This window comes from Streptococcus sp. KHUD_013 (genome assembly GCF_052588545.1).
On record NZ_CP186264.1, the window covers coordinates 1,474,558 to 1,494,882 of the forward strand.

Sequence of the window (20,325 nt, forward strand, 5' to 3'; positions counted from 1 at the left end):
TTAACGATTTCGTTTCATATCAAAGTCATATTCAGCAATTTCGACATCATTTGGAAGGCGAATATCTTCAATATTCACAACGACATTGATTGGTGTTAGTAAGTACATAGTACTTGCAACACGACGTAGATTCCCGGCTAATACATAGCGAGCACCATCCAAATAATCCAAACATCTTCTCGCCTGAACTTCAGTCATGTATTGGAAGTCAATGAGAATACTTTCGTTTGCCAACAACAAGTCAACAATTTCAGTTGCTTCTTCGTATTTACGAGGATAGCGGACATCAATTGTAATCTTTTCATCTGCAGCAGAACGATTTCTTGCCAACTCTTGTTGACGTTGATGAAGTCGAGTAATATTTTCAGAAGATGATTTTTGAGATGAAGCTGATTCAACCACTGCTGTAGAAGCTACTTGTGGACGACTTGCTGCAACAGGAGTAGGTTTCTGCTCCTTGGCAGCTACCACAGCTTTTGGACGTGGTTTTGATGATGGTTGTACTGGTTTAGGGGATGATACAGGTTGGCTAGCACCGACTGCTTGAGCAGGCGCTTCTTGCACATCGTACTCATCTCCATCTTCAGTAAAATAATCAATCAATCGATCAAATCTATCTTTAAATGACATAATTCTTTCCTATTTGAAAAATGAGGTCCCAATTCGCACAAAAGTCGCACCGTTAGCAATTGCTACATCATAATCACGACTCATTCCCATGCTTAACTCTGTAAAGGGCATATTTTTCAACTGTTTCTTTTGTAATTCTTTTTGAAGTTGGTGAGTTGCTGCAAATATGGCTTGCAACTCGTCCTGACTTGCCTCAAAAGGAGCCATCGTCATTAAGCCAACAATTTGTAAATTATCCAAGTTTTCCATTTCTGGAAGAAGAGCATCGAGCTCTTCCGGAGCAAATCCATGCTTGCTTTCTTCTCCAGAGATATTAACTTGTATAAAACATTTAATTGGGTGACTCGCCCTTTTTTGAATTTCTTGGGCAAGCTTCATAGAATCTAAAGCATGGAAGTAATCTACATAATTGATAACTTCTTTTACTTTACGACGTTGGAGACTACCGATCAAATGCCAGGTAAGTCCCTCATCTTTTAGAGCTTGGTATTTTTCTAGAAATTTATCAACACGGTTTTCACCGATATGACGGACTCCTGTATCTACCAGAACCTTAGCTTGGTCGATACCGACATACTTAGTAACAGCAATTACATTCACCTGATCAGTGCGGTTTGCTGTTTCCATTGCTTGTGCAACCTGCGAGAATATACGCTCTTTATTTTCAATCAGATTCATTCTTAACGATTACGGAAAAATGGTGGTGTTTCCAACTCATCATCTTCTGAAGAAGAATCCACATAGCGCTCAACTTGACGACCAGTGCTAGTATCAGACTGACGTACAATGTTTTCACGACGAATGTCCCAATCTCCAAACGCAGATCCACGAGGTTTTTCTTGTTTAGCACGTGATTGAGGAGTAGGCATGTCGATTTCTTCCTTCAAATCGAATTCGCGATCAAATTGTGGAGTTTGTGGACGTTGTTCACGTGGTCCAGTTTGATAATAACGTGCTGAACTTGGTGCATGAGATGCAATTCCACTAACTCTTTCAACTTTGTCCTGACGAACACCAGTTGCGACAACCGTTACGCGAATCTCATCTTTCATTGATTCATCAATAGATGTACCGAGCCAAATGTTTACGCCATGACCAGCTGCTTGGTTAACAATTTCAGAAGCTTCTTCTGCTTCAATCAAGGTCATATCCAAACCACCAGTAACGTTGACGATCACATCTTCCGCACCGTCAATGGTTGTTTCAAGGAGTGGTGAGTAGATGGCTTTACGAGCAGCTTCAATCACACGCTCTTCACCATTACCAACACCGATACCCATCAAGGCATTTCCTTTGTTTTCCATAACAGTCTTCACGTCAGCGAAGTCAAGGTTAATCAATCCTGGGCTTGTAATCAAGTCAGTGATCCCTTGAACCCCTTGGCGAAGGACATTATCTGCTTCACTCAATGCTTCAAGAAGTGGTGTTTTCTTATCTACAATTTCTAACAAGTTGTTGTTAGAAATAATCAACAAAGTATCCACATGCTCGCGAAGCTCATTGATTCCTTCGATCGCATAGTTGCTACGTTTGGTTCCTTCAAATCCGAAAGGACGAGTCACAACGGCTACTGTCAAAGCACCAACGGCTTTAGCAATACGAGCGATAACTGGTGCAGCACCTGTACCAGATCCTCCACCCATTCCTGCTGTGATGAAGACCATGTCTGCACCTTGCAAAGCCTCGGTCAATACTTCTTCACTTTCTTCTGCGGCTTTACGACCAACCTCAGGTTGACCTCCAGCACCCAAACCACGAGTCAACTTAGGACCCAATTGGATAACTGTTTCTGCTTTTGCACTTGAAAGTGCTTGTACGTCTGTGTTTGCTGCGATGAATTCTACACCAGCAACTCCTTCGTCAATCATACGGTTGATGGCATTACCGCCACCGCCACCGACACCGATTACTTTAATAACTGCACCTTGTGCCGCTGCTGTGTCAAATGAAAATGTCATAAATACTTACACTCCTTAATCAAACATATTACCGATTAAATTCTTCATTCGGTCTGTAAAGGTAGTTTTTTCTTCTTGTTTTTGTTCTTCAACTGGATGTTGTTGCTCGACGTTTACTACAGGTTCAATTTCGTCCGGTACATAAGCTGGAACTACTGGTTGCTGTGTTGGGCGTTCGAACTGAATTGGTTGCTGACGAAGACGTTGGTCCCCATGTACAGCAGCCTGAGCAAGAATATCTACATCTGTTAGATTTCCTGCATATTCAGACAAGCTAATCACGTGGGCAAAAGCTGGATTGCGGATACCAATTTGATTTGGAACGTACAATTTCACATTTACACCAAAGACTTCTTGTGCCAACTCTTCAATACCAGGGAGAATAGCGCCACCACCGATGATGACAATTCCTCCAGGCAAATCAAGCAAATGTCTTCTTTCAAGATCTTGTTTGATTTGGTCGAAGATGTGTTTAATCCGAGCTGAAATAATTTCTGCCAAATATTTTTCAGATACTTGAACAGGTTCTACTTCACCAATCACTTCAACATGGAAGACTTCATCACCAACTGCAGGAACATAAGCTGCTCCATAGTTGAACTTCAAACTTTCTGCTAATTTTTGAGAAGTTTTCAATACTTTAGAAATATCCTTAGTAACGTAGTCGCCACCTTCTTGATAGATATTTGTAAATTGAAGTTCTTGATTACGAACAGAAGCTACTGTCGTTTGTCCTCCACCTAAATCAATGACAGTCGCACCAAACTCACGTTCTCCTTCGTTTAATACAGACTTAATCATTGCAAGCGGTGAAATAATGATGTTTTCAACTTGTAAACCAGCACGTTCAACTGTTTTCCGTAAATTATGGAGGACAGTTCTTGGACCAGTATACAAGAGTCCACGCATTTCCAAACGAATCCCCATCATACCACGTGGGTCACGAATTCCTTGGAAACCATCGACTGTGAATTCTTCTGGAATAAAGGTAATGACTTCACGGTCAGGCGTCATACTCTTCGTCAAAGCAGACCTTACAACATTTTCCACGTCTGCATCCGTAATTTCTTTTGAATCACTGGTTACAGGAATCATTCCTTGAGTTGCTTCAATTTGAAGAAGGTTCGCTGGCAATCCAACGTTGACAAGATTGATTGAAATTCCTGCTTTTTCTTCTGCCTGACTTACTGCATTTTTAATCGCATTCGAAGCAGCCTCAATATCAACAATAATTCCATCTTTGACGCCAGCACTTTTCGCATTGCTGACTCCAATTACATTCATTTCTCCATTGACATGTTCTGCCACCAATACTTTTATTGAACTAGTACCGATATCTAAACCTGTAAAAAAGCCGTTTCTAGCCATTACACCAGTCCTCTCTCTTTTGTTTTCCTATACGTCAGTTAATAGCTCCATTTAGTTAGAACTATCCAAATTTTATTATAACACAAATATGCCCATAGCGGGCATATTTTCTTCATTTATTTCAGATAATTTATGAGGGCTTACTCAGCGGGAACTTCTTCGTGTTGCTCGGTTACGACTGCACTCTCATCAGAATCTGTCGAGTTGGCGTCCGCTTCCTCCGTTTTGTTCCCTTCTCCTTGCTCTTCTTCTTTCTTTTCCTGAGCTAAAGTAGCCATTGTTTCTGCATTATAACTGTATATACCCGCTTCCATGTCAATGACACTGTCATCTTCAATCAGTTTACGAATCTTATCGTAATAAGGCAATTTACGCTTGATCTGAGATACAGGCACTAAAACCTTGGTGCCATCCTTCATGGTTAGCGTCACCAAATCCTTAGTCACCTTGCTCGGTGTCAAGTCCACTGACTCAATTTTATCTCGTACAGTAGATGGTATTTTCCCCAGTTGTTTGACAAATTGTCGGACCAATTCTCGATCAGAAAAACGAACGCTTAGGTAAGACTTGGGAAGCTGATCCGTAGCAACCGGTGTCTCCACGACTTCTCCATTCTCTAAAATGGGATAGTGGTCTTCCTCATTCACATAGTAACCAAAAACCTGGTATTCCTCAACCTGAACCTTAAAAGTCGTAGGGAAAGCATAGGTCATTGATATATCCTTGACCCAGGGACTCGCCGCCTTCATATTAGCAAGATAACGATCCCGATTTAAGAAAGTTGTCAAGGTATAATCCCGATCTTGGATACGACTTTTTTCGAACAACAGGGTCTGATCCGTATTTTTATTCCCTGAAAATTCGATCACTTTTTGCTTCGCTAGGGGCGTTAAAAGATAGGTAGAAAAGAGAGCAATCAGGGTACTGATAACCAAAACTGGAATAGCTCTGTAGATGTGACGTCTCGCAATTTGGCCTTCCTTTTTAGCCTCCTTCGCTAGTACCTCTTCTTCGAACATAGCTTCTGAAGCTTCTGTTAGGTAGATGATTTTTTCTTCTTCAGACTCTTCTTCTATTTCTTCAGGAAGAGTTTCTTGCAATTCCTCCTCAGCTACATTGGCCACATTCTCATCTTCCTCTTCATCTATAGTCTCGGCATCTTGCTCTACGGCATCTAGATCTTCAGAGGGAGTTTTTTGATTCAGAAGTTCCTGTCTTTCCTTCTCTTCTTGTGCTTTCTTTTCTTTTTCTTCTTGCTCTTCTAATTGTTTTTTCTTTTGATACTCCTGGTTTCGTCTCTGCCACTCAGAGAGCTTAGTGACTTCCTTAGGAGTTTTTTGGTTCTTCTTATCCGTCATTTTTTCCTTTTATTAATTTCTTGATGGACCAGACTGTAAAATTCATCCAAGGAAAGCAGCTCATTCGAAGACTTCATCGCTTGATGATAGCTTTCTGCCCCTTGGAACATTTTATCCATCGTATTTTGCAAACGATCCATGCTCAATTCTGGTTCAGCGATGGTTTCTGCATAACCTTTCTCAACGAAATATTGAGCGTTTTCGATCTGATCTCCCCGACTAGCTTCTTTTCCTAGAGGAACGATGATATGTAGCTTATTCATGGCTAAGAGTTCAAAAATCGTATTGGCACCGCCACGAGTCACCACTAGGTCTGCCTTTTGGAGCAATGGAAGATAGTGATCCGTCACGTAATCCACGCGATAAAGATGAGGAGCTTGCTCATTTAAAGAGGAGTCCCCTGTCAAATTAATGACATTGTAGCTTGCCAACAAGGCTTCTCGATTATTTGTAACAAACTCATTGAACACTCGTGCACCAGCAGAGCCCCCCACAAAGAGAAGGGTTGGCAACTGTGGATCAAATTGAGCAAATACTGCTTCTAATTCTACTGGGGTTGGAACTTGCCCCTGATGAACCTTGGTCACAGCTCCTACATGTTGGGCTTTGACTAGGCTTTTCGGTTGCTCAAAGGTCGTGAACATTTTCGTCGCAAACTTATAAGCAATTTTATTGGCCAAGCCCATGGAACGGTCTGATTCGTGTACCAATACAGGAACGAAACAAAGTCGTGCAGCCACTACCGGAGGAACCGAAACGAAGCCTCCTTTAGAAAACAAGACCTGTGGCCGTACACACAGCATGATCCAAATCGATTGGAGAATCCCCCAGAAGACCTTGAAGATATCCAACATGTTTTGCCAAGAGAAATAACGGCGCAGCTTACCCGTCGCAATCGAGTGGAATTGAATGTCCAAGCCAGATTTCAAAATCTCTTGGTGTTCAATCCCTTTCTTGTCTCCAATATAATGAACTTCCCAACCGTCCTCGATAAAGCGAGGGATAAGGAGAAGGTTCAAGGTGACGTGGCCAACTGTACCTCCCCCTGTGAATACTATTTTTTTCATATTATTTTTTCAACTCTTCTACTGTTTTAAGGAATTCATCGCCCCGCACTTCAAAATTCGCATACATGTCCCAGCTGGCATTGGCTGGACTAAGCAAGACAATATCGCCTGCATCAGCGAATTCAAAGGCTTTGCGCGTTGCGTCTGCCACATCCGTCGCATCTAGATAGGCCACACCTGCTTGATCCGCTGCCCGTTTCACCCGTTCAGCAGACTCTCCAAGGATGACCATTTTTTTAAGACCGGTAATATCTGGCACCAATTCATCAAATTCATTGCCTCGGTCCAAGCCACCAGCGATTAAGATGACATGAGCGTTATCAAATCCAGACAAGGCTTTTTGGGTTGCTAAGATATTGGTAGACTTACTATCATTGTAGAATTTCACCCCTTCAATTTCAGCCACATACTGCAAGCGGTGCTTCACCCCGCCAAAGGCTGATAAGGTTTCTTGGATCGTTTGATTGTCAATGCCACGAAGTTTGGCCACTGCAATGGTAGCTAAAGCATTTTCTACATTGTGACTACCTGGTACTCCGATTTGATCTGCTCGCATAACGGCTTCACCTCGGAAGTAAAGGACACCATCCTCTAAATAAGCTCCGTCCACCTTTTTTTGAGTTGAAAATGGCACCACAGTAGCCTGCGTTTGCTTAGCCAAATCTTTAGCGAGATCTTGGTTAAAGTTCAGTACCACAAAATCCTTGGCAGTCATATTCTTTTGAATAGCCCATTTTGCAGCTACATAACCTTCGAAGGATCCATGATAATCCAAGTGGGTTGGCATGAGATTAGTAATCACTGCGATTTCTGGATGGAAGGCTTCAATTCCCATCAATTGGAAAGAAGATAATTCCATCACCAATGTGTCTTTAGCTGTCGCTGTTTGAGCGACTTGACTAGCTGGAAAACCAATATTCCCAGACAAAAGACCATTTTGTCCAGCGGCAGTTAACACTTCCCCAATCATGGTAGTGGTGGTTGTCTTTCCATTTGAACCAGTGATGCCGATGATCGGCGCTTCTGAAATGAGGTAAGCCAATTCAACCTCAGTCAAAACAGGGATGCCTTTTTCAAGGGCCCGTTGGACCATGGGATTCGTGTATGGAATTCCAGGATTCTTCACCATCACCGCAAAGTCTTCATCCAAGAGTTCCAGAGGATGTCCTCCTGTCACGACTTTGATTCCTTCTTCCAGCAAACTCTGGGCTGCAGGATTTTCTTCAAAGGCTTTTCCATCATTCACCGTTACGATGGCTCCTAAGCGATCTAGTAAACGTGCTGCAGATTCTCCGGATTTCGCCAATCCTAAAACAAGGACTTTTTTATTTTTAAATGTTTCAATGATGTTCATAGCTTTTTTACTCCAATTTGTTCACCTTCTATTTTACCCTTTTTTAGACAATTTAAAAAGCCTTAAGACAGCAAAAGAAGCAACACCTTACAAAAATGACCTCTTCCCCTTCTTTCATAAAAAAGTCGCCATGATTTTACATCACAACGACTCTATTTCTGGAGTAAAAATCTCCAGTTTATTCTGATTTATCCAAGCGTTTAGAAGACTTGGTTGGCAACCGCGAGATATCAACAAGGGCCAGGTAGCCTACAAAAGCAAGGAAGGCACCAACAAAAAATTCTGAAGGTAATTGGAAGATTTGGAAAATTGCTAAGCAAAGCAGAATCACCAAAGAGACCAATAATACGACCAGGGTTACTACATTCAGAGTTCCTCTAATACTCTTTGGAGCTGCAAAAAGATAAAAAAGGAGGATCAAAATACCTATAATTAAATAAACCATTTTGTCACTCCTTTCTTATTTCTTATTCAGCTGCAGCTGATTTTTTCTTTTTGTTTGCTTTTTCGCGCTCTGCTTTGTTGAGGATTTGCTTACGCAAACGAATAGATTCTGGCGTTACTTCCATGTACTCATCGTCATTCAAGAACTCAAGTGATTCTTCAAGAGTCAAGATACGAGGAGTCTTGATAACCGCTGTTTGGTCCTTAGTAGCTGAACGGACATTGGTCATTTGTTTAGCCTTGGTGATGTTAACGGTCAAGTCATTTTCACGAGAGTTTTCACCGATAATCATTCCTTCGTAAACCTCAGTACCTGGGTTGACAAAGATCGTACCACGTTCTTCGATAGACATGATTGCGTAGGTTGTTGCCTTACCAGCATCGATAGAAACGAGGGCCCCACGGTGACGGCCACCAATTTCACCTGGAATCATTGGCAAGTATTGGTCAAAGGTATGGTTCATGATTCCATATCCACGTGTCATTGACAAGAACTCAGTTGAGTATCCAATCAAACCACGCGCAGGAACAAGGAAGACCAAACGAGTTTGCCCGTTTCCAGTAGCCACCATATCCAACATTTCACCCTTACGCTCAGAAAGGCTTTGGATAACAGATCCTTGGTATTCTTCAGGTGTATCGATTTGTACGCGTTCAAACGGCTCACACTTGACACCATCAATTTCTTTGATGATCACTTCTGGACGAGATACTTGAAGTTCATAACCTTCACGGCGCATGGTTTCAATCAAGATAGACAAGTGCAATTCACCACGTCCTGAAACTGTCCATTTATCTGGTGAATCCGTTGGGTCTACACGAAGTGAAACGTCTGTTTGCAACTCAGCTTGAAGGCGCTCTTCAACCTTACGAGAAGTGACCCATTTCCCTTCACGACCGGCAAATGGTGAATTGTTAACCAAGAAGGTCATTTGAAGAGTCGGTTCGTCGATGTGAAGAACTGGCAATGCCTCAACTGCGTCTGTAGGAGTAATCGTTTCCCCAACGAAGATATCTTCCATACCTGAAACGGCAATCAAGTCACCCGCTTTGGCTTCTTGGATTTCACGACGTTCCAAACCAAAGAAACCGAAGAGTTTGGTCACACGGAAGTTCTTGGTTGTACCGTCCAATTTAGAAAGGGTAACTTGGTCACCAACTTTTACTGTCCCACGGAAGACGCGACCAATACCAATACGACCAACGAAGTCATTATAGTCCAAGAGTGACACTTGGAATTGAAGAGGCTCATCTGAGTTATCAACCGGAGCAGGGATGTGGTCAATAATGGTGTCAAAGATTGGCGCCATAGTCTTTTCTTGATCTGCTGGATCATCAGATAATGAAGATGTTCCGTTGATAGCTGACGCATAAACGACTGGGAAGTCAAGCTGGTCATCATCCGCACCAAGCTCGATGAAGAGTTCCAAGACTTCATCTACAACTTCTGCTGGACGAGCTGATGGTTTGTCGATTTTATTAACGACAACGATCGGCACAAGGTCTTGTTCCAAGGCTTTTTTCAATACGAAACGAGTCTGTGGCATAGTCCCTTCGTAAGCATCTACGACCAAAACAACACCGTCAACCATTTTCATGATCCGCTCAACTTCTCCACCGAAGTCCGCGTGTCCTGGCGTGTCCATGATATTAATACGAGTTCCGTTGTAGGCAACTGCTGTATTCTTCGCAAGGATGGTGATTCCACGCTCTTTTTCGATATCGTTTGAGTCCATAGCACGCTCTGCCAACTCTGTACGCGCGTCAAGAGTTTCAGATTGTTTCAATAATTCGTCAACGAGGGTTGTTTTTCCGTGGTCGACGTGGGCGATAATCGCGATATTACGGATATCTTCTCTTAATTTTGTCATGATTTCCTCTACAGTATTCAAAAATTTATTTTCTAACTGAGCAATTATACCACAATTTTAAGCAAATGGCATAACTCAGACAAGTGTAAATGTTTTCATGCTTTCTTTTGAAAATCTTCTTTCTCATTCCCACTCCTAACCACTCTATTCATGAAAATCTTTCAAGTCTTCAATCTCTTTTCTTCACCCTTTTTCCGAATACTTGTGATTCTCTTCATTTCATGCTATCCTGTTTTTTATGAGATTAGATCAATTACTGGCCCACTACCAAATTCCTCGTAAGGAAATCAAACAGAGCCTGGCTAAAAGGCAGATTCTAGTCGACGGGCTTGCTGCAACAAAATTATCCCAAAATGTCGATACAGGTCTCCAAGAGGTTCGCTGGAAAAATCGGGTCCTTACCGACTGTTCCCATCATTATTTTCTTCTCCACAAGCCCCAAGGGCTGGTGACGGCTACCAAGGATGCCCAGCATCCTACAGTGCTGGACCTCCTTCGAGCAGAAGATCGAACACCCAATACCTATCCTATCGGCCGGCTAGATCGGGATACCACCGGTCTGCTCTTACTCACAGACAATGGACCGCTAGGTTTCCAACTCCTTCACCCTCGATACCATATTGAAAAAGAATACGCAGTAACAGTTAACGGCCCTCTCGAACCCGCTCATATCGATCGTTTTCAAGAAGGGATCACTTTTTTAGATGGGACCAGGTGTAAGCCTGCCAAACTAAAAATCCTTACCTCCAGTCCCAAAGAAAGCCGAGCACTAGTCACCCTGTCTGAAGGGAAATTCCATCAGGTAAAAAAAATGTTCCTCTCAGTCGGTGTCAAGGTCACTGCTCTAAAACGAGTTCAGTTTGGGGATTTTACATTAGATTCAGAGCTAGAAGAGGGTCAATATCGCCCTTTGAACCAAGATGAATTACAGATTATTAAAAACTACTTAGAAAACAGTTGCTAAAACAAAAAAGAGGCTGGGACAAAAGTCCTAGCCTCTCAATTGTCTTTGGATTGTCGAGCAAGACGCAATGGTTGAGTGGGCTCTACTACGCTGATTTCATCAGCTTTTACAGTCCTACTCAACTGTGCGGAGGTGGGACGACGAAATCGAATTCTAACGAATGACCGATTTCTGTCCCACTCTCTTTTTTTTTTTAATTAATCCCCGAAAGTTGTGAGATAAACACGAGACAGAAAATTACAGAAAGCACAATCCCTACAATAGAGAGCATTATTTCTGTCGTATAGTCTAGTCCAGACTCTTTTTGATTTAAAATAGCCGAGCCCAAACCAAAAACACCAAAAATAATACTGATCAATGGAAATATAAAGGCAACTATGATAGATATGATACCCAAAACAAATGAGGCATTGTTCTTTTCTTGCAATTTCTAGAAACTCCTTAAAATTAATATCATTTTATTATGATACATCAAGCATCTTTAGCAACATTTTCCTTGATCTTAACTAGTCTTTACCTTTCCATCCCATGAATCCAAACCGTAGGACAAGATATAGATATCTTTATAGCCTTGTTTTTTCAAGAAGAGGGCCGCATTGGTCACACGGGAACCACGACTGTTCTCATAAAGCAAGACTGGTTTATCTTTTCGAAGAGCCGCCAAGCTCACTTTCAATTGGTTGGATGGAATGTTCCGAGCCCCTAAAATATGCTTAGCGTGGAACTCATTCGGATCACGCAAGTCTACTAATTGGCCTTTGCGGATCAATTCTTCAAACTCTACATTGTCCACAATTTTTGCAGCACGACGGATACGGAAGTAATTGTAACCCATCCAGCCGAACATTGCTAAAACAATCAACCATACTAAAATATTTACTAAACTCACTTTTCTTTATCCTCTTCTAAATAACGTAATTCCTGTGCATGTTCTCTGCGTAAGACAGCTTCTGCTTCTAGATAATCCAATTTTTCCATCAGCCCAGCGTCATAGATCCTTTTCAATTCAATCTTCATCAATTCGATGTCGTAAAGCCGTTTTCCGACATAAATGATGATTCCAAATTTTTTCAGAAATTGTTGAACATCGTACAGGGTTTTCATGTGCTTATTCTATCAAATCTTCCAAGTATTTTCAAGATGGTCCCTGTTTTATTTACAGGAAAAATCACTTCCGAGTAAAAACGAGCCTCCCCATCAAGGAAGGCTCGTTTGTTTCTTTTCAGATTACAAACCTGGTGCTTGGCCTAATTCAGCGGCAATCATCCAGATATGTTTTTCCAATTCAGCTTTTGCACCAACAAAGATATCGTTGGTCACATCATCTCCTTCAGCGTCTGTGATATCCAAGGCTTTTTGATAAAGACTTACCAAATAGCGGAAGATAGAAAGGACACGTCCCAAATTTTCTTCCATAGAGCGTTCAAATGAACCTTTTTCTTCTTGGATATTGCTGTGTTCCAAGAACTCAACCATGCTAGCATATGGGGCACCACCCAAGGTAATCAAGCGTTCACTCACTTCATCAAGAGTCGCATCCAAGCTTTCCATGTACTCATCCATTTTTGGATGCCATACGAGGAAGCCACGACCACGCATATACCAATGTACTTGGTGCAAGGCAATATGAGCGACATAAAGGTCTGCCACCACTTGATTCAAAACCGCTTTTGTATCGGTTAAACTCTTGCTTACTTCGCTGATGGTTGCAAATGTTGCTACGTCTTTTGCTGCTTCTTTTTTGATTGTTGTCATAACTAAATTCTCCTTTTTTAGAATTATTCTAATTTAGTTATATTATAATCCTTCTAATTAAGAAATGCAAGAGAAAATGCTTAAATAAGAAAAGTTAGAAAATTGTTTCAGTTCTAATCGTTATTCGTCATCTTTTTTACGAATTATATAAGTATGATTAACTTTTATTTTTTTACAGTCGGTGCCTGCATCGCCTCCTTTTTAGGGCTCGTCATTGACCGCTTTCCAGAAAGATCCATCATCTGTCCGAGAAGCCACTGCGATCGTTGCCAACAGACCTTAAGACCTCTGGACCTGATTCCCATTCTCTCACAAGTCCTTTTTCGATTCCGTTGTCGCTACTGCCAGAGTCCTCTTCCTTATTGGTATGCCCTTTTTGAAGGCTGGAGTGGCCTCCTTTTTTTGCTATGCTATCAGGGCTTTCTTCCCATTCCTCATCTCCTGCTTCTGCTTGGCAGTTGCGTTTTGGCCATCTATGATTTGCGCTCCATGGAGTACCCTCTCCTTCTCTGGCTAATACTCCACGCTCTTTGCCTACTTTTCACCGGCCCTACCCTCTTAATGGGAGTCTTTCTCTTCTTAGGAATTCTATCTTGTCTTTACTCCATTGGCATTGGAGCAGGGGACTTTCTCTTACTGGCTACTTTTTCTTTGACCCTCTCAGCCGTCCAAGTCCTCCTAGTCATGCAAGGGGCTTCCCTCATTGGTCTCCTGGTCTTTCTCTTTAAAAAAGAAAAAGACCGGATTCCTTTCGTTCCCTGTCTTTTTCTGAGTTATCATGCTTTACTCTTTTTTACAATTTTTAGCAGATAAGATTGTTTAGTTTGTAGCTTTTGCTTCTAGATAATCGGCAATAGCAGCTACGTCCTTATCCCCACGTCCTGAAACATTGATGATGATGATCTTGTCTTTATCCAATTGTGGAGCGCGTTTAACCGCTTCTGCAATCGCGTGTGAGCTTTCAATAGCTGGGAGGATCCCTTCTGTCTTACTGAGAAGAAGAAGCGCTTGAACTGCTTCATCATCTGTCGCAGCTACATATTCGACACGACCAGAGTCTTTAAAGAAGGCATGCTCTGGACCAACCCCTGGATAGTCCAAACCAGCAGAGATTGAGTACACTGGTGCTACTTTTCCATCTTCTCCAAAGACAGCATAGGTCTTCATGCCATCGACAACTCCAACAGTCCCCTTGGTCATGGTCGCTGCGTGCTGGTCTGTATCCAATCCATGGCCTGCCGCTTCAACTCCGACCAATTTGACCTCTTCATCACCTACATATTGGGAGAAGGCACCAATGGCATTGGATCCCCCACCGACACAGGCAATCACATAATCCGGCAAACGCCCTTCTTTTTCCAAGATTTGGCGTTTAGATTCTTCACTGATCACCTTTTGGAATTCATGGACAATGGTTGGGTAAGGGTGAGGTCCAACGGCAGAACCCAAGACATAAAAAGCATCCAGATCCGCCATCCATGCTCCAAAAGCAGCATCAACAGCGTCTTTCAAGGTCTTTGTACCTGTTTCAACCGCATGGACGGTTGCCCCCATCATTTCCATGCGGAAGACATTGAGACGTTGGCGTTCCACATCTTCTGCTCCCATGTAGACATCACAGGCCATGCCAAACTTAGCTGCTGCAGCTGCTGTAGCTACACCGTGTTGACCAGCTCCTGTTTCGGCAATCACGCGCGTTTTACCCATGCGTTTGGCCAAGAGGATTTGCCCCAAGACATTATTTAACTTGTGCGAACCTAGGTGATTCAGATCTTCGCGCTTCAAATAAATTTTTGCCCCACCTAAATGTTCTGTCAAACTTTCCGCAAAGTAGAGTGGTGTTTCCCGACCAGAATAATCTTTCAAATAATGTTTGTATTCTGCGATAAATTCTGGGTCATTTTTGTATTGTTCAAAAGTTGCCTCTAATTGATCCAGCAAGTTTTGAATGGGTTCTGGTACGAAAGATCCACCAAATTGTCCGAAATAGCCTTTAGTTCCTGTCATGATTGTGTCCTCTTTTCTATATTTTCAATCCTGTTTATGATTTTTTCTCTCGATGGTCCTTTGAGCTGCAGTCTCACTGGATCCCTTTGAGATACAAAAAACCTCACACAGAAAAATCTGTGTGAGGACGATTCGATACCGCGGTGCCACCTCAATTGTAGGAAGCTATTCTTCTCCTACATCTCTGACCTGTCTAACAACAGGGTGCACGATAAGGTGTGCTCACCGAATTTTTATTGTTTCAAATTCATCATCATAAACGCATCAGCCCATTTCAAGATTCACCACTGCTTGTTCGCAATCACCACAAGCTCCCTGGAAGTGAGAAAAACCTCTACTTTTCTGATGTCTTGAAGCTATTATAGCTCCCGCTTCTGACTTTGTCAACCTAAAATTTGAAATCGTATTCAATCGTTCGGATTTTAGTCCAAACTAAGATAGATTATCCTTACCCATAGAAGCTTGCACCCATTTAAAACACAGATAGGCTAGGTAGCCTCCCAGAGTATTGGTCCACAGATCATCTATCTCAAACACCCGATTGAAATCAAACAAGAGGTCTAACACAATCTGACTAAGCTCGATCCACACACTCATCCCTAGACTAAAGCAAAGGACGCGTTTCCTAGTACCTAGCCAAGGCCAAAGCCACAGCAGTTGAAAAACCAAAGGGAACAAGAGAAAGATATTGGCTATATTTTGTACAAACACCTTAATCAGCTGGAGCAGACTGGTCACTTGACCTAGGTTGATGAGAGAATTAAAGGGAATCAGTAATACGACTACACGACCAAAATGCTGAATCCCAGGTGTTTCCATCCCTGGTTCAGGCCGCTGGGGAAGAAAACACAGGAGACAGAGCAGGACAAAATAGAAGAAACTGCCACCTAGTAGCAGTTGTCTTCCTTTTTTTGTTAATTGCCCTTCTTCTATCAGCCTGTTGTTACGGTTGAGCTTCTTCAACAATGGCTTTCTCCCGGTCTCTCTTCATCGTATTAGAACGCAATTGTCCACAAGCAGCATCGATATCTGTTCCATGCTCTTGACGAACCACGCAGTTGACTCCGTTTTTCTTCAAGGTGTCATAGAAGGCCATCACGCGCTCTCTTGGACTCCGACTATATTGGTCATGCTCACTAACTGGGTTGTATGGGATCAAGTTGACATAAGATAGCTTCTTGATCTTTTTGAGGAGTTCTGCCAATTCCAAAGCTTGCTCGACACCATCATTGACTTCGTTGAGCATGATGTACTCGAAGGTCACCCGACGGTTGGTCGTTTCGATATAGTACTCAATGGCCGCAAACAATTTCTCGATTGGGAAGGCGCGGTTAATTTTCATGATGCTAGAACGTAAGTCATTGTTTGGAGCATGTAGCGATACTGCCAAGTTGACCTGAACCCCTTCATTGGCAAAATCACGAATCTTATGAGCCAAGCCAGACGTTGAAACGGTAATGTGGCGGGCACCGATAGCCAGTCCCTTGTCATCATTGACCGTACGGACAAAACTCAAGACGTTCTTGTAGTTGTCAAACGGCTCACCAATTCCCATCACAACGATGTGGCTGACACGTTCATCTTGTCCACGTTCGTCAAAGTATTTTTGAACCAACATAATTTGGGCAACAATTTCCCCGCTGTTCAAGTCACGTTGCTTCTTGATCAAACCAGATGCACAGAAGGTACAGCCGATGTTGCACCCTACCTGAGTGGTGACACAAACTGACAAGCCATAGTGTTGACGCATCAAAACTGTCTCGATCAACATGCCATCTGGCAATTCAAAGAGGTATTTGACAGTCCCATCTGCTGACTCTTGAACGATTCGTTGTTTCAAAGGATTAATCACGAACTGGTCGTTCAAGGTTTCAATCAAGTCCTTCGATAGGTTGGTCATTTCTTCAAATGACTGGACGCGTTTCCGATAGAGCCATTCCCAGATTTGGGTCGCTCGAAATTTCTTTTCACCATTTTCTTCTGCCCACTCGATCAGTTCTTGTCGAGTCAAGCCATAAATTGAAGGTTTCATCTTATCTCTTTTCTCTCTTTACTTTTGACGGATGACAAAGTGGCGTTCTTGCTCACCCTGTGCATCTTTTTTTCTAGACCGCTGACGGTTCTTTTTCTTTGGTTGAGAAGTCTTTTGTTTTTGCTCTTGTTCACGTTCTCGTGGCTGATTTTTAGAACGATTTCGGCGATTTTGACGACCGCCACGCTTAGCAGAACGGTTGCCCTCTTCCTGTTGTTTTGGAGAAGATTTTTTGTCAAAGGATGCTCGACGGGGTTCTGTATTTTCTAGGACAAAATAAGCACAGCCATAGCTACAGTATTCTAGTAAATAATCTTCCAGACGGCTGATTTTCTCTGCATCTGTGACCGGACGTTCCTCTTTATAGAAGCCACGTAGACGCAACTGTTCATTGCTCCAATCACCGACAATATAATCAAATTTGGTTAAAATCTCTGAAAAACGCTGACCAAAGACCGTCGCATCAAAGGCATCATTTTGGTTCTCAACTAGCTCAAATGTCAATTGTTCTGCTAGCACTTGATTGCCAACCAGACGAAATTCCGGTCCAGGATATTTATTGTAATTAAATAATTCAGGGGATATTTCTTTGCGCATAGTCTTCCTTTATTCATACCTTTAGTTGTAACACTTTATTTTATCATAAATCCCTATCTTTAGATAGAATTTCAACGGAAAAGAGATAATCTGTAAAAAGTCTGACGATTTAATTTACTTCTTCTTCCTGTCACATTATAAAAAGCAGGCTTTGAAAAAAGCCTGCTCAGATGGAAAATAAAGTTTTCTGAAAAACTTTCCTTAGGTGAGTACGGACGTCAGCGAACTTCGTAGAAGTTCCATGACTAATTATTGAGCCTCTTCGCTCTTTAATTTCTGGGCTCAGGCTAAAACAGTTCCCCGAACTGTTTTACTCTCAATAATTCCGTGTGCCTGAAACGCAATTGTTTCAGGCACTTTTCTCACGGCGGAAAGTTTTTTAGATGACTTCGTCTTCAATCTAAAACAAAGAAGGCAATCTTTGTCTCTATACATGTTCATCAGATGATGAAAGGGGCAAAAAAAGAGTAATTTTCGTATAGCTATTGGCCTTAGAATCAATCTCCATATGATAGGCTTCGCCAAATTGGAGATGCAATCGTTGGTCCACATTGTTCAAGCCAACACCTCCTAAACGAAGAAGGGTTTGGTCTGTTGACTCTGATCGGTCAAACCCTCGTCCATTGTCAAAAATCGATACGCAGGCGGAGTCTCCACTGACTTCAGTCGTCACTCGAATGAGACCGGGCCGATCGATCTCTTTAATGCCATGGTAAATCGCATTTTCCACTAAGGGTTGAAGCACTAATTTGGGGAGCTGATAGTCGCCCAACCGTTCATCTTCTAGAATTTCATAATTGAGCTTTTCACCATAACGTTGCTTCTGAATGAAAAGATACTGGCGGACATGGTCAATTTCATCTCTCAGTAGGATTTGTTCCTGGCCTTGGTTGAGAGCTAGTCGAAAATATTGAGCCAGAGACTTAGTGATGTTGACCACGCGCCGACTATCGTTAAACTCCGCCATCCAGACAATCGTATCCAAGGTATTGTAGAGGAAATGCGGATTAATCTGAGCCGAAAGTGCCCGCAACTCGTAACGCCGTGCGTTCTGCTCCTCTTCCTTGACCTGTTGCATGAGGTTATCGATTTGGTCCAGCATGGCATTAAAAGCTTGAGCGAAATCCACCAATTCTGGAGATCCTTTTGCTACAGCTCTCACGTGAGCATCTCCTGCTCCAATCCTCAAAATGATAGTCTGAAGGTCTCGTAAGGGTTTGATCCACAAACGCAGAACAAAGCCAATCCCTATTAAACACATAATCAAAGCTAGCAATCCTAGGCCAATGAAAGAGTACAGGAGCTGCGACTGAAGCATCTGAAGCCCTTCAAGCGAAGCCACTCCAATCAAGGTCCAATCACTATTTGGAATCGGAACCTGATAGATAAAATTCTGCCCTCCTTTTGCATAGCCATCCTTCACAGCAATATAGGGCTGCATGGCTTGCATTTCTTGGCTAGAGGAATAGACCGCCTTTTTAGGATGGTAGACAAACTCATGCTTTTGATTAATGATAAAACTAAAGCCTTGTTTCCCTAGTTGAAGGTGATCCAAGTAAGCCTGAAGGCTATCGTAGCCAATATCCAAGCGTACTACTCCGAGATTTTGACCAGTCTGATCGACCACTTCTTGGGTAATAGAAACCACCCATTTTTCTTTTTCCGAGGTCAAGGATTCCTTTCGAGCTGGCGTCAAGACCGGCATGGCTCTTTCCTTAATCGCCTCTTGATACCAACTTTCATTCATCATATCTGAAGAAGTCTGCATGCTGATTTTGGTATCTGTCGCTACCAGACGTCCGTCCTTAGTCACCAGGACTGCTGAGACCAGGTCCGGATCCGTTTCAATCATCGTTCGCATCAAGTGCTGAACCGTTTCTTGATCCGCACTCCTATCTTGGGCAAATTGGCGAACAGCCTGTTCCTTACTAAGCACTGTTGTGGTCTGCTTTAATTTTTTTAGATAAGACGTGATAAACTGACTACTTTGGTCGATACTATTTCTTGTCGTCCGCTCCGTTAGCTGGCGGATCGCCCCTGAACTCGTTTGATAGTAAAGGCTACCGATGAGACCAAAAAGTAAGAGAATGAAGAGAAAAAAGTAGAGGACCAGCTGGATCAGCAAAGGATATCGTTTCATTCATGCTCTCCTTTTTTGTACTGCCTTGGCGTCACCCCAACAACCTGCTTAAAACGTTGAGAAAAATAGTTCATATCTTCAAAACCAACCTGATCGGCGATCTCATAAATCTTTAAATCTGTCGTGAGAAGCAAGAGCCGAGCCTTCTTCATTCGCTCCTGGATAAGGTATTCTTGAAAAGGAAGTCCCAATTTTTTCTTGATCAATACACTTAGATAAGAGGGATTGAAACCAAGTTGATAGGCCAAATCCTTCAGGGTTAACTGGGAATCTGCTAAACGAGCATGAATAGCTTCTTCCAAGTCTGTCGAATAACCATGACTGACCAAATCTTCGACTTGTGCCTTTTTTCGCTCTTGATCGAGTTTTCCTTTCACCTTTGCTAACATCTCTTCAATATCATCTTTTGAAAAAGGCTTCAGCAAATAATCATCTGCACCTAACTTGATGGCTTTCCTTGCAAACTCAAAGTCATCATAACCTGTCAAAAAAATGATATGACAAGACGGAGACTGCTCTTTGACGAGATGGGCCAGATCCAAGCCATTCATTTGTGGCATATTGATATCGGTTAGAAGGATATCAGCTGGTTGATCTTGAAACTTCTCCCAGGCCTCACGGCCATTTTCTGCCTGGTTGATGACGGTCATTCCAAACTGTTCATAATCCACTAAGGAAGTCAGTCCCTGCCGGATAAGCTCTTCATCTTCCACAATCATGATCGCATACATGTCTTTCACCTACTTGTCTTTGCTATGCTTATTATAGCAAATTGTGGTT

The 20,325-nt window shown here is 42.5% G+C and carries 21 protein-coding genes and 1 other annotated feature; of the genes, 2 read left to right on the forward strand and 19 right to left on the reverse strand.

The features are described from left to right. From sepF to typA, 9 genes are all read right to left on the reverse strand, one after another. Complete coding sequence (sepF, locus tag ACOXXR_RS07010) at window positions 1-630, reverse strand: cell division protein SepF (protein WP_023026451.1); 630 nt, start codon at window positions 628-630, stop codon at window positions 1-3. Window positions 631-639: 9 nt separating this feature from the next. Beyond that, on the reverse strand, window positions 640-1,308 hold the full coding sequence (locus ACOXXR_RS07015; RefSeq protein ID WP_023026450.1) for a YggS family pyridoxal phosphate-dependent enzyme: 669 nt from the start codon (window positions 1,306-1,308) through the stop codon (window positions 640-642). Between the two features lie 2 nt (window positions 1,309-1,310). Continuing rightward, window positions 1,311-2,588 carry a cell division protein FtsZ gene (gene ftsZ / locus ACOXXR_RS07020; protein WP_023022471.1) on the reverse strand — a complete coding sequence of 426 codons (1,278 nt, stop codon included), beginning with the start codon at window positions 2,586-2,588 and terminating at the stop codon, window positions 1,311-1,313. Between the two features lie 15 nt (window positions 2,589-2,603). Beyond that, entirely contained in the window at window positions 2,604-3,956 is a 1,353-nt protein-coding gene (ftsA, locus tag ACOXXR_RS07025) for a cell division protein FtsA (protein ID WP_023026449.1), read from the reverse strand. A 140-nt stretch (window positions 3,957-4,096) separates the two neighbouring features. Beyond that, window positions 4,097-5,314, reverse strand: coding sequence for a cell division protein FtsQ/DivIB (locus ACOXXR_RS07030; protein ID WP_023026448.1), 1,218 nt, complete (start codon window positions 5,312-5,314; stop codon window positions 4,097-4,099). Beyond that, entirely contained in the window at window positions 5,311-6,381 is a 1,071-nt protein-coding gene (locus ACOXXR_RS07035) for a UDP-N-acetylglucosamine--N-acetylmuramyl-(pentapeptide) pyrophosphoryl-undecaprenol N-acetylglucosamine transferase (RefSeq protein ID WP_023022463.1), read from the reverse strand. The genes ACOXXR_RS07030 and ACOXXR_RS07035 overlap by 4 nt, the downstream gene beginning before the upstream one ends. Before the next feature lies 1 nt (window position 6,382). Continuing rightward, entirely contained in the window at window positions 6,383-7,735 is a 1,353-nt protein-coding gene (murD, locus tag ACOXXR_RS07040) for a UDP-N-acetylmuramoyl-L-alanine--D-glutamate ligase (protein WP_023022461.1), read from the reverse strand. 178 nt (window positions 7,736-7,913) lie between these two features. After that, on the reverse strand, window positions 7,914-8,180 hold the full coding sequence (locus ACOXXR_RS07045) for a DUF3165 family protein (protein ID WP_023026447.1): 267 nt from the start codon (window positions 8,178-8,180) through the stop codon (window positions 7,914-7,916). 22 nt (window positions 8,181-8,202) lie between these two features. Beyond that, entirely contained in the window at window positions 8,203-10,050 is a 1,848-nt protein-coding gene (gene typA, locus ACOXXR_RS07050) for a translational GTPase TypA (RefSeq protein WP_023022455.1), read from the reverse strand. 238 nt (window positions 10,051-10,288) lie between these two features. Between typA and ACOXXR_RS07055 the strand changes: the two genes are divergently transcribed. Next, window positions 10,289-11,014: a 16S rRNA pseudouridine(516) synthase gene (locus tag ACOXXR_RS07055; protein WP_023022453.1), complete on the forward strand. Its 726-nt coding sequence runs from the start codon at window positions 10,289-10,291 to the stop codon at window positions 11,012-11,014. A 193-nt stretch (window positions 11,015-11,207) separates the two neighbouring features. Here ACOXXR_RS07055 and ACOXXR_RS07060 read toward each other — a convergent pair whose 3' ends face one another. From ACOXXR_RS07060 to ACOXXR_RS07075, 4 genes are all read right to left on the reverse strand, one after another. Beyond that, window positions 11,208-11,441: a hypothetical protein gene (locus ACOXXR_RS07060; RefSeq protein ID WP_023022451.1), complete on the reverse strand. Its 234-nt coding sequence runs from the start codon at window positions 11,439-11,441 to the stop codon at window positions 11,208-11,210. Window positions 11,442-11,516: 75 nt separating this feature from the next. After that, entirely contained in the window at window positions 11,517-11,861 is a 345-nt protein-coding gene (locus tag ACOXXR_RS07065) for a rhodanese-like domain-containing protein (protein WP_042507500.1), read from the reverse strand. Between the two features lie 38 nt (window positions 11,862-11,899). Next, complete coding sequence (locus tag ACOXXR_RS07070) at window positions 11,900-12,118, reverse strand: YqgQ family protein (RefSeq protein ID WP_023022447.1); 219 nt, start codon at window positions 12,116-12,118, stop codon at window positions 11,900-11,902. Between the two features lie 123 nt (window positions 12,119-12,241). Then, complete coding sequence (locus ACOXXR_RS07075) at window positions 12,242-12,769, reverse strand: Dps family protein (RefSeq protein ID WP_006596795.1); 528 nt, start codon at window positions 12,767-12,769, stop codon at window positions 12,242-12,244. A 153-nt stretch (window positions 12,770-12,922) separates the two neighbouring features. Here ACOXXR_RS07075 and ACOXXR_RS07080 point away from each other — a divergent pair, with 153 nt between their 5' ends. Beyond that, window positions 12,923-13,582, forward strand: a complete 660-nt coding sequence (locus ACOXXR_RS07080; protein WP_445278334.1) for a prepilin peptidase — start codon at window positions 12,923-12,925, stop codon at window positions 13,580-13,582. A gap of 6 nt (window positions 13,583-13,588) precedes the next feature. Here the strand turns inward: ACOXXR_RS07080 and trpB are convergent, their stop codons facing one another. From trpB to ACOXXR_RS07110, 6 genes are all read right to left on the reverse strand, one after another. Next, window positions 13,589-14,776, reverse strand: a complete 1,188-nt coding sequence (trpB, locus tag ACOXXR_RS07085; RefSeq protein WP_445278335.1) for a tryptophan synthase subunit beta — start codon at window positions 14,774-14,776, stop codon at window positions 13,589-13,591. Window positions 14,777-14,896: 120 nt separating this feature from the next. Further along, window positions 14,897-15,131, reverse strand: a binding site (T-box leader). Between the two features lie 77 nt (window positions 15,132-15,208). Continuing rightward, on the reverse strand, window positions 15,209-15,742 hold the full coding sequence (locus tag ACOXXR_RS07090; protein WP_445278336.1) for a VanZ family protein: 534 nt from the start codon (window positions 15,740-15,742) through the stop codon (window positions 15,209-15,211). Next, the gene (gene rlmN / locus ACOXXR_RS07095; RefSeq protein ID WP_006596799.1) at window positions 15,720-16,808 is read right to left on the reverse strand and encodes a 23S rRNA (adenine(2503)-C(2))-methyltransferase RlmN; all 1,089 of its coding nucleotides are present in this window, start codon (window positions 16,806-16,808) and stop codon (window positions 15,720-15,722) included. The genes ACOXXR_RS07090 and rlmN overlap by 23 nt, the downstream gene beginning before the upstream one ends. An 18-nt stretch (window positions 16,809-16,826) precedes the next feature. Continuing rightward, complete coding sequence (locus ACOXXR_RS07100; protein ID WP_445278337.1) at window positions 16,827-17,405, reverse strand: YutD family protein; 579 nt, start codon at window positions 17,403-17,405, stop codon at window positions 16,827-16,829. A 427-nt stretch (window positions 17,406-17,832) separates the two neighbouring features. Beyond that, the gene (locus ACOXXR_RS07105) at window positions 17,833-19,545 is read right to left on the reverse strand and encodes a cache domain-containing sensor histidine kinase (RefSeq protein WP_445278338.1); all 1,713 of its coding nucleotides are present in this window, start codon (window positions 19,543-19,545) and stop codon (window positions 17,833-17,835) included. Then, entirely contained in the window at window positions 19,542-20,276 is a 735-nt protein-coding gene (locus ACOXXR_RS07110) for a response regulator transcription factor (protein ID WP_343094183.1), read from the reverse strand. The genes ACOXXR_RS07105 and ACOXXR_RS07110 overlap by 4 nt, the downstream gene beginning before the upstream one ends. Window positions 20,277-20,325: the final 49 nt, after the last annotated feature.

Bases quoted from the DNA above. Each gene is read 5' to 3' on its own strand.
- sepF (WP_023026451.1), bottom strand. From the start codon at position 630: ATGTCATTTAAAGATAGATTTGATCGATTGATTGATTATTTTACTGAA.
- ACOXXR_RS07015 (WP_023026450.1), bottom strand. From the start codon at position 1,308: ATGAATCTGATTGAAAATAAAGAGCGTATATTCTCGCAGGTTGCACAA.
- ftsZ (WP_023022471.1), bottom strand. From the start codon at position 2,588: ATGACATTTTCATTTGACACAGCAGCGGCACAAGGTGCAGTTATTAAA.
- ftsA (WP_023026449.1), bottom strand. From the start codon at position 3,956: ATGGCTAGAAACGGCTTTTTTACAGGTTTAGATATCGGTACTAGTTCA.
- ACOXXR_RS07030 (WP_023026448.1), bottom strand. From the start codon at position 5,314: ATGACGGATAAGAAGAACCAAAAAACTCCTAAGGAAGTCACTAAGCTC.
- ACOXXR_RS07035 (WP_023022463.1), bottom strand. From the start codon at position 6,381: ATGAAAAAAATAGTATTCACAGGGGGAGGTACAGTTGGCCACGTCACC.
- murD (WP_023022461.1), bottom strand. From the start codon at position 7,735: ATGAACATCATTGAAACATTTAAAAATAAAAAAGTCCTTGTTTTAGGA.
- ACOXXR_RS07045 (WP_023026447.1), bottom strand. From the start codon at position 8,180: ATGGTTTATTTAATTATAGGTATTTTGATCCTCCTTTTTTATCTTTTT.
- typA (WP_023022455.1), bottom strand. From the start codon at position 10,050: ATGACAAAATTAAGAGAAGATATCCGTAATATCGCGATTATCGCCCAC.
- ACOXXR_RS07055 (WP_023022453.1), top strand. From the start codon at position 10,289: ATGAGATTAGATCAATTACTGGCCCACTACCAAATTCCTCGTAAGGAA.
- ACOXXR_RS07065 (WP_042507500.1), bottom strand. From the start codon at position 11,861: ATGTTCGGCTGGATGGGTTACAATTACTTCCGTATCCGTCGTGCTGCA.
- ACOXXR_RS07070 (WP_023022447.1), bottom strand. From the start codon at position 12,118: ATGAAAACCCTGTACGATGTTCAACAATTTCTGAAAAAATTTGGAATC.
- ACOXXR_RS07075 (WP_006596795.1), bottom strand. From the start codon at position 12,769: ATGACAACAATCAAAAAAGAAGCAGCAAAAGACGTAGCAACATTTGCA.
- ACOXXR_RS07080 (WP_445278334.1), top strand. From the start codon at position 12,923: ATGATTAACTTTTATTTTTTTACAGTCGGTGCCTGCATCGCCTCCTTT.
- trpB (WP_445278335.1), bottom strand. From the start codon at position 14,776: ATGACAGGAACTAAAGGCTATTTCGGACAATTTGGTGGATCTTTCGTA.
- rlmN (WP_006596799.1), bottom strand. From the start codon at position 16,808: ATGAAACCTTCAATTTATGGCTTGACTCGACAAGAACTGATCGAGTGG.
- ACOXXR_RS07100 (WP_445278337.1), bottom strand. From the start codon at position 17,405: ATGCGCAAAGAAATATCCCCTGAATTATTTAATTACAATAAATATCCT.
- ACOXXR_RS07105 (WP_445278338.1), bottom strand. From the start codon at position 19,545: ATGAAACGATATCCTTTGCTGATCCAGCTGGTCCTCTACTTTTTTCTC.
- ACOXXR_RS07110 (WP_343094183.1), bottom strand. From the start codon at position 20,276: ATGTATGCGATCATGATTGTGGAAGATGAAGAGCTTATCCGGCAGGGA.